Annotated in this window: 11 protein-coding genes, 1 other RNA gene and 1 riboswitch; of the genes, 2 read left to right on the top strand and 10 right to left on the bottom strand. The window is 55.6% G+C overall.

Annotation, left to right across the window (positions count from 1 at the left end):
* Nucleotides 1-17: 17 nt before the first annotated feature.
* From recR to AC27K1_RS19475, 7 genes are all read right to left on the bottom strand, one after another.
* Nucleotides 18-620: a recombination mediator RecR gene (gene recR / locus AC27K1_RS19505; RefSeq protein ID WP_487152466.1), complete on the bottom strand. Its 603-nt coding sequence runs from the start codon at nucleotides 618-620 to the stop codon at nucleotides 18-20.
* Between the two features lie 13 nt (nucleotides 621-633).
* On the bottom strand, nucleotides 634-960 hold the full coding sequence (locus AC27K1_RS19500; protein WP_487152485.1) for a YbaB/EbfC family nucleoid-associated protein: 327 nt from the start codon (nucleotides 958-960) through the stop codon (nucleotides 634-636).
* 78 nt (nucleotides 961-1,038) lie between these two features.
* The gene (gene dnaX / locus AC27K1_RS19495; protein ID WP_487152465.1) at nucleotides 1,039-2,961 is read right to left on the bottom strand and encodes a DNA polymerase III subunit gamma/tau; all 1,923 of its coding nucleotides are present in this window, start codon (nucleotides 2,959-2,961) and stop codon (nucleotides 1,039-1,041) included.
* A 245-nt stretch (nucleotides 2,962-3,206) separates the two neighbouring features.
* Nucleotides 3,207-3,303: signal recognition particle sRNA small type (gene ffs, locus AC27K1_RS19490), an RNA gene on the bottom strand.
* An 85-nt stretch (nucleotides 3,304-3,388) separates the two neighbouring features.
* Nucleotides 3,389-3,628 carry a hypothetical protein gene (locus AC27K1_RS19485; RefSeq protein ID WP_487152464.1) on the bottom strand — a complete coding sequence of 80 codons (240 nt, stop codon included), beginning with the start codon at nucleotides 3,626-3,628 and terminating at the stop codon, nucleotides 3,389-3,391.
* 6 nt (nucleotides 3,629-3,634) lie between these two features.
* A riboswitch (yybP-ykoY riboswitch) is annotated at nucleotides 3,635-3,763 on the bottom strand.
* Between the two features lie 30 nt (nucleotides 3,764-3,793).
* Entirely contained in the window at nucleotides 3,794-4,972 is a 1,179-nt protein-coding gene (gene pncB, locus AC27K1_RS19480; protein WP_487152463.1) for a nicotinate phosphoribosyltransferase, read from the bottom strand.
* Between the two features lie 41 nt (nucleotides 4,973-5,013).
* Nucleotides 5,014-5,664 (bottom strand): isochorismatase family protein, encoded by a 651-nt coding sequence (locus AC27K1_RS19475; RefSeq protein ID WP_487152462.1) that lies wholly within the window; start codon nucleotides 5,662-5,664, stop codon nucleotides 5,014-5,016.
* Nucleotides 5,665-5,819: 155 nt separating this feature from the next.
* Here AC27K1_RS19475 and AC27K1_RS19470 point away from each other — a divergent pair, with 155 nt between their 5' ends.
* The gene (locus tag AC27K1_RS19470) at nucleotides 5,820-6,503 is read left to right on the top strand and encodes an NUDIX hydrolase (protein ID WP_487152461.1); all 684 of its coding nucleotides are present in this window, start codon (nucleotides 5,820-5,822) and stop codon (nucleotides 6,501-6,503) included.
* A 4-nt stretch (nucleotides 6,504-6,507) separates the two neighbouring features.
* Here the strand turns inward: AC27K1_RS19470 and AC27K1_RS19465 are convergent, their stop codons facing one another.
* On the bottom strand, nucleotides 6,508-7,440 hold the full coding sequence (locus AC27K1_RS19465; RefSeq protein WP_487152460.1) for a TIGR01777 family oxidoreductase: 933 nt from the start codon (nucleotides 7,438-7,440) through the stop codon (nucleotides 6,508-6,510).
* Nucleotides 7,441-7,542: 102 nt separating this feature from the next.
* Between AC27K1_RS19465 and AC27K1_RS19460 the strand changes: the two genes are divergently transcribed.
* Nucleotides 7,543-7,884: a c-type cytochrome gene (locus AC27K1_RS19460; RefSeq protein WP_487152459.1), complete on the top strand. Its 342-nt coding sequence runs from the start codon at nucleotides 7,543-7,545 to the stop codon at nucleotides 7,882-7,884.
* An 8-nt stretch (nucleotides 7,885-7,892) separates the two neighbouring features.
* On the opposite strand, the gene AC27K1_RS19455 is transcribed toward AC27K1_RS19460, so the two are convergent.
* Complete coding sequence (locus AC27K1_RS19455) at nucleotides 7,893-9,389, bottom strand: carboxypeptidase M32 (protein WP_487152458.1); 1,497 nt, start codon at nucleotides 9,387-9,389, stop codon at nucleotides 7,893-7,895.
* Nucleotides 9,390-9,577: 188 nt separating this feature from the next.
* Nucleotides 9,578-12,736, bottom strand: coding sequence for an efflux RND transporter permease subunit (locus AC27K1_RS19450; RefSeq protein WP_487152457.1), 3,159 nt, complete (start codon nucleotides 12,734-12,736; stop codon nucleotides 9,578-9,580).
* Nucleotides 12,737-12,738: the final 2 nt, after the last annotated feature.

Here is a 12,738-nt window from a genome sequence, read left to right as displayed (position 1 = left end):
CAACCGGACCTTTGTATTCAGGCAGTCACTTCACGACGGCCGGCAAAGGCATGTGCCAGCGTACCACCATCAACATACTCCAACTCCCCGCCCAATGGCACGCCATGGGCGATCCGCGACACTTTCAGGCCACGACGACGCACCTGGTCCGCCAGGTAATGGGCTGTCGCCTCACCTTCGACGGTCGGATTGGTCGCCAGGATCACTTCCTCGACCTCAATCTCATCCAACAGATTAAGCAGCTCTGGCGCACCAATATCACCGGGGCCAATGCCATCGATGGGCGACAAATGCCCCATAAGGACAAAGTAGTATCCGCGGTAACTCCCCGCCTGTTCGATGGCCAGGACATCAGCAGGCGTTTCAACCACACAAAGCAGACGCTGATCACGGGAGCTGCTGGCGCAGATGGTACAAAGTTCTGTCTCCGCCAGCGTCCGGCATCGTTTACAGCGCCCAACGCCTTCCACGGCGGCCTGCAGTGTCTCTGCCAGCGCCAGCGCACCCTCCCGGTCACGCTCCAGAAGATGCATTGCCATCCGCTGGGCGCTTTTGGGTCCGACACCGGGCAGGCAGCGCAGTGTTTCCATCAAACGAACAATTAACGGGCTGAATGACATAGTGTACCGTGTCTCAGAAAGGCATCTTGAAACCGGCTGGCAACCCCATACCACCGGTCAGTTCAGCCATTCGCGCCTGCTGGTTCTTTTCCAGCTTACGTACAGCGTCGTTCACCGCCGCCGCCAGCAGGTCTTCCAGCATTTCCTTTTCTTCGGTCATCAGGCTGGGATCAATGGTCACACGACGAACATCGTGACGCCCATTCATAACCACCTGTACCAGACCCGCACCGGATTCACCCTGTACTTCGGCATTGGCCAGCTCTTCCTGCATTTTCTGCAGCTGCTCCTGCATCTGCTGAGCCTGCTTCATCAGGTTGCCCATACCACCTTTCAACATATCCACCTCATAGTGACCAACCTGCCCCTATCTGCAGGTCTGAAATCTGTACTTCGTCGTTTAATGACCGGCAAGCATTCAGTCTACCGGTTCAATTGTATGATCAAGAATGGTGCCTGAGAACGTGTTAACCAGCGTCTGTACCCGTTCATCGGCATAAATACTGTTCACGGCTTCCTGCTGCCGTTCCTGTCGGCGCCGTTCGCGCCAGGCTGCAGGTGTTTCACGATTTACCTCACCCGGTGAAACTGTCAGAACAATACCGGTTCCAAAGTATTCACTGAGCGCCGCTTCCATCCGTAGACGATGAGTGTCGTTGTATAAGGTATCGTGATTCTGGTCAAGCACCATCGTCAGGCGATGACCCTCTACGGCATCCAGCAGGCAATACGAAGCGATGGTCCGGGTCACACCAGCCAGCGGTAACTCCTGAAAAACAGCAATCCAGCTGTCTGGCGTTAAGGCTGATACGGGCAATCGCTCGGTTGTCGGTGGCAGCGGATCTTCGACTTCACAAGCCTGTGCATCATACTTCGCCCCGGCATCTTCGGCCTTACCAACAGATTCAGTAACTACAACCTCCTGCAGCGTTGAACTTACCACGGGTTCTGGCGGCGGGGGCTCCGGTAATGGCTCCGCATCTGCGGTTACGGCATCATCAATAACAGCAGGTTGTTCCAGCACCTGATCCTGCTCCAGCGATTCAGCCGCCAGCGCATTAAACACATCGGCATTAGCGATAACAGGTGCTACAGGCTCAACCGGTATCGGGGCAGGCGTTTTCGCGGCACGTTTATCCGCAGGCTCAGGCTCTTCACGCTCCCCTTGCTCAGGCTGGGAAACCGCAGGACTGCCATCGGCCTGCCCTGAAGGCATCCGCCCCTGCTGTAACGGTTGAACCGGCGCCACCGGCACACCATCAGGACGGAATGCCAGCATGCGCAAAAGCACCATCTCAAACCCGGTACGAGGGTCTGGCGATAGCGGTAGATCACGCCGTCCAATCAAGCCGGACTGGTAGTAAAGCTGAACATCTTCCGACGTCATCTGACGCGCCAGTGACAACACTGTATCCCGGTCACCCTGGCTGTTATCAACCGCATCCGGCACTGCCTGGGCAATGGCCACCCGGTGCAGAACAGACAGCATATCCGCCAGGACAGAAGCATAATCAGGCCCATGCTCGGCCAGACCGGCCACCGTACCCAGCACACCTGCAGCTTCTCCCGTGGCCAGTGCCGAAACCACATTCAGCACCTGACTCCGATCGATAGTACCAAGCATGGCGCTGACGCCCTGTTCGGTGATCGTGTTATCACAGAAAGCAATGGCCTGATCCGTCAGGCTGAGCGCGTCACGCATACTGCCGTCTGCGGCACGCCCCAGCTGCCACAGGGCCGCCGATTCGTAACTGACACCTTCCTTGTCAAGTACTTCCTGAAGGTGTCCGACCACTTTCTCCGGCGACATATTCTTCAGACTGAACTGCAGACAGCGCGACAAAATGGTAATAGGCAGCTTTTGCGGATCTGTTGTCGCCAACAGGAATTTTACATGGGGAGGCGGCTCCTCCAGCGTTTTCAGCAGCGCATTGAAGCTGTGCTGGGAGAGCATATGGACTTCGTCGATCAGGTAGATCTTGAAGCGGCCCCGGGTGGGTGCATACTGGACGTTATCCAGCAGTTCGCGGGTATCTTCCACCTTGGTACGGGAAGCCGCATCCACTTCAATAAGGTCGACAAACCGCCCTTCATCAATCTCGCGACAGGCGGAGCACTGACCGCAGGGCTCCGACGTCACGCCGGTCTCGCAGTTCAGGCACTTGGCCAGGATCCGGGCAATGGTTGTTTTCCCCACCCCCCGGGTACCGGTAAACAGATAGGCATGGTGGAGCCGACCACTGTCAAGGGCATTGATCAGCGCCTGCAGGACATGCACCTGCCCTACCAGCTCCTTGAAGGTACGGGGGCGCCACTTTCGGGCAAGTACCTGATAACTCATTGGCTGTTCATTACTCCAGGGACAATTCCGGCCAGGGCTTCACGTGTCAGCCAACCTGCCACTCCCTCTCATCGATTCACGACAAAAGACGACAGGTCATGCCACAACCGTAACAGGAAGACACTCAGACCACGTAACGCTATATGCTAACTGAAGATGCACCGGGAATGCACGAAACCACCGCATGAAATCGCTGGCAGCAAGACAAAGGTAAATAGTGGGAAGCTTTGGAGATTGGAGGCGTCCCCTACCAGCCACACCCCGGCACATGCGCGCACTGCTACCGTTGCTCCCTTCCGGGCCTGGCGGAGTTCACAGCTGCTCATTGCGGGGGGACCGGCAAGGTCCGCCATAAAGATGCCGACTGAGAGCTCGTCGGCAGCGGGGTGCATTCTCGCTGAAAGCACGCCCGTTTGCAACCCGTTTCTCAACCCAACAGGCTGAAAATACCGAGACCAATAAAGAGTGCGGACGCCACAAAGCGCACCCATTGCAGATGGAAATTATCACCGGCCCGACAGCCTGCCCAGACCGCCGGAATATTAGCCAGCATCATACCCAGCGTCGAGACTATCAGTGCATCCAGGAAAACATCCAGAAGGGCGAGTCTGACAGATACGGAACACACCGCCCTCAGGCTCAGGGTACTGCGTTCCGGTCTTGCCAAACCCGGGAACCTGAAACAGGTTCCGGCAGGTCGCGATCGCCATGACCATGCGGGCCAAGTGTGTTGACGATCACGCTACAGGGAACTCGCAGGGCAGCGATTCCCGGGAGCAGGCTACTCCCCGGTAACAGGAGCGCATCGGCGGGATACGCCAGAAGTTACCAATCAGCACAACCCGTAGACATGGCGCAGCTGGGCAATGTACCCCTGGTCAAGGCACAACGTCTTACCTGGCGCATCCGAAATTTTCGCCACAGGCTGTCCATTGCAGCTCACCAGTTTCAGCACAATACTCAGGGCCGAGGCACCGACGTCATTGGTCAGCCAGGTACCAATACCAAAGCTGACCCGAATCCGGTCGCGAAAGTGGCAGAATATACGCAACGCCATATCGAGATTCAGACCATCACTGAACACCAGTGTCCGGGTAGCAGGATCAATGCCCAGCGACTCATAATGGGCAATTGCCTTTTCACCCCACACAATGGGGTCGCCCGAGTCGTGACGCATTCCCTGATAGGCCTGGGCCAGCCCACGGTTAAAGTCATTCAGGAAAGCATCCATATTGATGGTATCAGTCAACGCAATTCCCAGTTCACCCCGGTACTCCTCCAGCCAGACTTTCAGAGCCTGCTTCTGACTTGACCCCAGGTCGGCGGTCAGCGCCTGATGCGCCTGCAGCCATTCATGGGCCATGGTACCAACGGGCCGCAAACCAAATTCCCGGGCCAGCATAACATTACTGGTACCGGTAAACTGGGCGGGCACCGACTCGGCAAGGCAGGCAATCAACTCGCGCTGCCAGGCGCCACTGAAACGTCGGCGGGTGCCAAAATCCACGAAACTGAAACCGTCGAATTCCGGCTTATTAGCGGCGAAACGCAGCTGATCGAGCTTATCAGCCAAACGGCGACGCCCCTCATCCAGGTTCATGACCGGACTGAGATAACGGCCATACAACTCACTGACAATCGCCAGGATGTAGATTTCAAAAAGGGTGATTTCCAGCCAGCTGCCACGAACATCAATTGCCAGCCCCTGTGAGCCGGCACGCACCGTCACACACTCCGGATCAAGCTGCGTTGACTGCAGGTAATGCAGATAATCATCCTGAAACAGCCCTGTCGCTTTCATCCATTGCCGCTCATCATCCGTGAGACGCAGATCCGCCAGTGCAGCCACTTCTTCACGTATACGGTCAGCCAGGGACGCCAGGTTTGTGTTGGTACGGCAATGAAAGCGGGCTTCCACCAGGGCGTCAGGGTAATGATGAAAAATCGCCTGCTGCATGGTGAACTTGTAAAAATCCGTATCCAGTAACGACGAAATAACCGGTCCGGTCATACAACGATCTGCTCTTTTAGAATCACAAAAAACCGATACCGTCAGCCATCAACACCAACCAGATCACTGACAGAATCAATAAATTCAGCACCAGCGGCTACCATCTCCCTGCAGGCAGGTTCCGTTGACGCCTGGGCCAGGCCACGACAGGCTGCACGGTTCACAATGACACGAAAACCGGCTTTCAACAGCTGCAGTACCGTGGTCCGAACACAGTAATCCAGCGCCAGCCCCCCGACCAGCACGGTTTCAACCCGGTGCTGTCGCAGGAACTCAATGACCCCGGTACTGCGCTGTTCAGCGAGGTCATGGTAACAGGCGCCGTAGGGGTGCATATCCGGCTCCACCCCTTTCCAGACAAAGAAATCATAGGCAGCAACCGCAGGCAGGCCGTCCAGTAACTCGAAGCCCACCGTACCCGGCACCGCGTGAACGGGCCAGCGGACATCCACATTATCACCCTCGACCGGTGACAGTACCGGTCGCTCAGCGTCCGCTATCCAGACAGCCGATGGCGAATGGGCATCTTTTGACCCAATACGATACCGGGCAAAATCCGCCTGGCGGTTGAGCTCCTCCATAATCAGGTGCCCCTCGGGCACAGGTAATTCGTGCGGACAAAGCGGTGTAAAGCACTTCTGCGCATCCACATCAAAGGCTGCCACCCGTTCTTTACATCCCAATTGCCGCATAACCACCTGATCACATAGTGAACTATATTCACTAACATAGTGAATATAGTTCACTAACCTGTCAAGATAACAGGGGACAGGTATACTGACGAAACGGTTTATACAGGCTGACGTTAATAGAGAGATACATGCCTACAGAAAGGACAACCACTGCTATGTCAGTGTCGACGGCGTTGATTTCCGTTGACGTGGCGGCATTCAGGATACATGAAGGAAAACTGCAGGTTCTGACCCGTCAGCCAGATGAACAGTCACCTGCGGTGAAACCGGCATTGCCTGCAGGCAAGATCAAGCCTGAACTCGATAAGGAACTGGACGACGCCGCTCGTCGGCAAATACACTCACTGATTCATGCCGACCCCGGCTACCTGGAACAAGTCGTTTCCATTGGCAATCATTACCGGGACTCCCGGGGATGGTCGTTAACTGTTGTTTACTGCGCTCTGCTCAGCGCAGACGCGGCGACCAGTGACAGCCAACCTGCACAATGGTGTGACATTCTGGATGACCGCCCCGCCTGCCCTTTATCGTATGATCATGCGGAACTGGTTGAAGAAGCCGTACAACGACTGCAGAGCAAAATACAATATACGACCATTCCTCTTTATCTTCTGCCAGAACTGTTCACATTGGCCGACATCCAGGACGTCTTCCGAATCATTCTGGGCAAAGCACCTCCGATGCGCTCCATTCGCAACCGCTTCCTGGCAGGCAATCTACTGGAAGACAGCGGTCTTAAACGCCGGGGCAGCAATCGACCCGCCAGCCTCTATCGCCTGACCGACCGTAACTGCACCCGACTTTTCAACCGGCTTTATCACACAACACAAGACAAATAACACATCAGCGGGCCAACAGGTCCGCCAGCGCACTATCAAGCGTTGGGAAAGCAAAGTTAAAGCCATGCTCCACCAGCTTCGCCGGGATCACCCGTTGCCCCCCCAGAAGCAGCGAAGCGGACTCCCCAAGCATTATCTCAAGTGCAGGACCAGGCATTGGCAAGAGACAGGGGCGATGCAGAGTAGACGCCAGCGTGCGTGAAAGCTCTTCATTTGTGACCGCGCGGGGGGCAGTGGCATTGAATGGGCCTGTAAGCGATTTATTTTCGAGGAGAAACAAAATAATGCTGACCATGTCGCGTACATGAATCCAGGAAACCACCTGCCGGCCATCACCCATCCGCCCGCCCAAACCCAACCGGAACGGCGGCAGCATTTTGGCCAAGGCGCCATAGCCCGGATGAAGCACTATACCCGTACGAAGCAGGCAGACTCTTACCCCCATAATTTCCATCTGCCGGGCTTCCTTTTCCCATTGCCGGCAGAGATCCGCCGCAAAATCATCACCAGGCCGATCCTGCTCGGCAAGATTCACGTCCCCACCATGCATACCGTAATAACCGATAGCAGAACCGCTGATCAAAACGTCCGGTTTGGTGTCCAGCCGTTCAAAACACTCTTTTAGCTGCCGGGTAACGCCGATACGACTATCCATCAATACCTGCTTTCGCGCAGCGGTCCATCGCCGGTTGAAAATCCCCTCACCCGCCAGGTTGATACAGGCGTCAATCTCAGGCTGCTCCTGCAACTCTTCCAGTGACAACACCACGCTGACCGATGCCCCCAGTAATTTGATGACCCGCTCCACCGGAGGGCGCGCATACACAATGACCTTCCAGCCTCCTGCCAGCAATTCAGGTACCAGAAACCGACCAATAAAGCCGGTTGCCCCAGTCACCAAAACCGTTTTTCCATTCCCTGCCGCATTGTCGCTCATGGCAACCACCTCCATGGGGGGTCAGTCGATCGTGTTATTCCAGTATAATGCCAGTCAGGTGGCACCCCTATTCAACCGCAAGGACTGCATCTGGAGTCGCTAATGAAACCAGGGTCGTACATTCTCCTGAGCCTTCTTGCCATCATGGCACGATCGGTGACCGCCGACAGCCCATCGCCTGCGACACTGTCACTGGAGCAACTCCAGGTACTCGTGCAGACCAAGGGCTGCGCCAGCTGTCATGGTACAAAGGGCCAGGGAAATCCCGCCATGAAAGGTCCAAAACTTGCCGGTCAGCCAGCAGACTTGCTGGCCTCCAAGCTGCGAAACTACCGCAGCGGAGCGTTAAAAAACCCTGTCATGAATGTTATGGCCTACCGACTGTCTGACCAGGAGATCGCCATGTTGTCGGAGTACTTCAGCCGATTCCAATCAGAACCATGATATGGTCATTAAACACCGTGCAAATAACGCTGCTCCAGATGCTGACGGAAATGCACCGGATTAAGCGACTCACCGGTTGCCGCACGAATCAGTGCATCGGTTTCCAGCCTCGATCCCTTCTGCCAGATGGCCGTTCGAAGCCAGCCGAAAATCGCCTGAAGCTCACCCTGACGGATCTGTTCATCAACATCTGGAAGTTGCTGGCGCAATGCGGCAAACAATTGTGCTGCAACCATCGCTCCGAGGGTGTAACTGGGAAAATAACCAAACGAGCCATCCGTCCAGTGAATATCCTGCATGCAACCATCCCGGTAGTTGCCCTGGGTATCCAGTCCTAACGACGCCTGCATCTTCTCGTCCCAAAGTGCCGGGATATCACTGACTTCAATGCGTCCCTCAACCAGATCCCGCTCAATCTCATAACGTAAAATGACATGGGCAGGGTAAGTCACTTCATCCGCATCCACCCGGATAAAACCCGGCTTGACCCGGTTATAAATACGACAAAGGTTATCGAGTTCAAACGCACAATCACCTTTCTTATCCAGTGATTCAACAATCCAGGGCTTAATATACGCAAGAAAAGCCGGACTGCGCCCCAGCTGCATTTCAAAAAACAGGCTCTGACTTTCATGAATACCCATGGAGCGATACTGACTGACCGGCAAACCCAGTGTTGCTGCAGGCCGGTTCTGCTCATAACGGGCATGACCGGTTTCATGGATAATTCCCATCAATGCCTGGGTAAAATCAGCCTCACTATAGCGTGTGGTAATGCGCACATCTTCGGGCACACCTCCACAAAACGGGTGGACACTGACATCAAGACGGCCGTGATTAAAATCAAACCCCAGCAGGGTCATGACCTTACGCCCCAGAGCGGCCTGTTTTTCTATCGAAAAAGGCCCGGCAGGTGTCAGTACCACATCCTGCTTCTGCTGCTCACAGACTGTCTGGATCAAGGACGGCAACCAGGTCTTGACGTCTGAAAAGATACGATCCAATTCAGCACTGCACATACCGGGTTCATACAATTCAAGCAACGCGTCATAGGGTGAACAGCCTGTGCTATCTGCGCGGATCTGCGCTTCTTCCCTGGACAGTTTAACCACTGTTTCCAGGTTGGCGGCAAATCCCTGCCAGTCATTCTCCTTGCGCTGGGTGCGCCAGGCATGTTCACAGGTGCTGCCCGCCAGGCTTTTGGCCTGAACCAGTGCTTCCGGCATCACGGTTGCCTGTTGCCAGACACGCCGCATCTCACGCAATGAGGCCCTGCTGTCATCGTCTGACACTTCATTGTCAGCCTGATCCAACCAGTCGCCCACCTGGGGATTCGTCTTTTCCCGATGAATAATCACGGCCAGTTCGGCCATGGCTTCACTGCGCGCCTGGTTGCCACCGGGTGGCATCATGGCAGCCTGATCCCACTGCGCCATGGCGGCAAGATGGGACAGCCGATGAATCTTACGAAAATGTTCCTGCAGATTTTCCAGCGCACTGTTCATAGCATCACCCCACAATGGACAAACCCAAATAAAAACCCATCATCACTCATGCAGCCCGATGTCGGGACCGGTGCTTTTCGTTTGCAGCAGCGGCATGGATGCCGCTGTAGCATCGCGGGGCAGGAGCCCCGTCGATGCGGCGGAAAACGGAAAGCACCGGTTCCGACCCACCCCGATCCTGATGACACTCAACCTTCAGCGGATACGGCTGCAGCAGGCCGTCGCCACACACGTTGCCGGACAACCGCCAGGTCATCCAGCATCATATACAACGCGGGGATCAGGAACAGCGTGATAACGGTAGCAAAAAGAATCCCGAAGCCCAGTGATACCGCCATCGGTATGACAAACTGCGCCTGCAGACTTTTCTCAAGCAGGATGGGCACCAGCCCCAGGAAGGTTGTCAGCGACGTTAGAATGATGGCCCTGAAACGACTGGCGCCCGCCTCCAGAACCGCCTCACGCAGCAACATTCCGGCATGACGTCCCCGGTTAATAAAATCGACCAGAATCAGACTGTCATTCACCAGTACGCCGGCCAGCGCTATCAGCCCGTAAATCGACAGCATGCTGAGATTCAGTCCCAGGACACCATGCCCAAACACTGCCCCGATCAAACCAAACGGGATGATGGACATGATAATAAAAGGCTGCGTGTAGGAACGCAGTGGAATGGCAATCAACGCATAGATCATGAACAGAGCCAGCAAACCCGCCTGAGACAATTTACCCAGTGTTTTCTGCTCCTCCAGGCTGGCGCCTTCAAGCCCGTGCTCGATACCCGGATACCGCTTCAGCAGCCCAGGCATGAATGTGTCGTTGATAGCATTAATCACCGTAGCCGGCTCAAGGCGGGATGTATCCACATCGGCACTGACTGCAATGCTGCGCTTGCCATCCAGGCGCCGGATCGACGCGTAACCCTGACCGCGTTCCAGCACTGCCACCTCTTCCAGCGGTACGGCATCACCATTCGCGGTTCTGATGCGCACACTCTCGAGCTGTGCCAGCGTCTTGCGCTCTGCTTCCGGGTAGCGCAGCAGAACACGGATTTCATCACTGTAGCGCTGAAATCGCTCGACTTCCTCACCATAAAACCCCTGGCGAATCTGCCCCCCCAGGTCCGCGAGACTCAGGCCCAGCGAACGCGCGCCGGGTTTAAGGGAAAGGATAATTTCATCACGACCGGACTCAAACGAATTCTCAATACTGTGCACCCCGTCGGTCATCCGGAGATACTGCTCCAGCTCACGGGCCGCTGCCTGCAGTTGCGGATAATTATCACCATGCAACTGGAAAAACAGTGGTTTTCCGCCGCCGGCATTTTCACCCGCCTTGATATCCAGCACCCTGACCCCCGGCAGCTCGCCCACCTGCACTCGCCAGAGATCGGATATTTCGTAGGCATCCAGCGTGCGCCCTTCAGCCTTGGTCATTTCCACAACCACCTGCCCCACGGTGTCGCCATCGGTGAAAATCAGCACATGCTTAATCAAACCGAGGCTGTCCGGATGTTCATCGCGGTAGTCACTGTCCAACGCATGAATCGCCGCCTGCAGTTTTTCCAGCGTCTGGTTTCTGACCTCAGGGGCTGTTCCGGGATTCATCTTGACGGTGACTTCCAGAAAATCACTCGGCACTTCGGGAAAGAACACAAACCGCACCAGCCCCCCCTTCATGGCGCCGACCGTCAGCATCAACAATCCCACAAACACAGCAATGGTCGCGTAGCGATGAACAAGGGCCTTTTCCAGACAGGGTCGATAGACACGGGAGACAAATGATTGAAGGATCTGGCTGAAGCGATCCTGCAACCGGCTGACCCAGCCGGTATCATCACCCGCTGCGGGCAAACGTTTCATATGCGCCAGATGAGCCGGCAGAATCAACTTGGATTCCACCAGCGAAAACAGCAGACACAGAATGACAACCACCCCAATGGATTCAAAAAAGGGACCTGCCTGACCACCCACGGTTAATACCGGGGCAAAGGCGGCGATGGTCGTCAAAACGCCAAACATGGCCGGTACGACCACCCGGTTCACCCCGACAATGACACTGTCAATGGTATGTCCCTGCTTCCCGATCTCCGTGAACACACTTTCCCCAATGATGATGGCGTCATCAACGACAATCCCCAGCACAAGAATGAATGCGAACAGGCTTATCAGGTTTACAAACACCGGAAACGGCCCCACTGGCATCAGCCAGATGGCGCCCAGGAAACTGACCGGAATCCCTATTATTACCCAGAAAGCGACCCGGATACGCAGGAACAGGCTCAAGACCAGGAACACCAGCAAGGCGCCTGCCAGCATATTTTCAAGCATCATGTCCAGGCGCCCCTTGAGGTAGTAGGCACTGTCACCCCAGACAGCAACATCGACCCCCTGCGGCAGCTGATTACGGTGCTCATCCACCCAGCGACTCACTGCAGCAGATGTCGCAATATCATCCCCATCCCCGGCGGACAGGACATTCAGGCTGATCGACGGCTTGCCATTAAACAGTGATAACGAATCATCACTGTCAAACTCCTCCCGAATATCGGCAATATCTCCGAGCCGCAAACGGCTACCATCCGGATTCGAGCGCAGGATGATGCGTCCATAGTCTGCCGGCGACCAGGCCTGGCCACGGGTACGCAGAACAATATCCCCATCCGGTGTTTCCACGGAACCGGCGGCAATATCCACCGAATCGCCACGCACGGCACGGGCAATCTCGGCAAAGGTGAGGCGATACTCGCGCAAGGTATGTTCCGAGACCTCAATGGCGACAATCAGGTCATCATCACCAAACACTTTCACCTTGCTGACTTCCGGCAATGCCAGCAGGTCATCACGCACCTGCACCGCCACCTGGTGCAGCGACCAGGCACTGGCGTCACCATAGACTGACAACCAGATAACATTGTTCATCCGGTCGTTCTCGACCTTGCTGATCAGTGGCTTTTCCGTTTCTTCGGGCAGTCCGGTAATCCCGTCAACGGCTTGCTCAACATCAGTGAGGATGTCATCAACCTCAAAACCGGACTCCACATCAACGAGGGTCACACCGCCCCCTTCGCGGGCAATGGACTCAATATCCTTGATACCGACTATGCCATTGAGCGCCTCTTCAACCCGTATGCTGATTCCCTGCTCAACATCGCCGGGAGATGCGCCCGGATAATCAATCACCACCTGGATTTTATTGATCTCAAAATCGGGAAAGGTACGCTTCTTGATGCTGAAGGCAGCTGCCACCCCTGCCACAACAATGATCAGCATCAGCAGGTTGGCGGCCACCGGATTGCGGGTAAACCAGGCAATGACGCCCTCTCGTTCATAGGATTGACTGCTCACCG

Source organism: Kistimonas ophiarachnellae (assembly GCF_057552235.1).
Note: the sequence above shows the minus strand (reverse complement) of the source record. Positions and strands in the feature narration are given on the sequence as shown.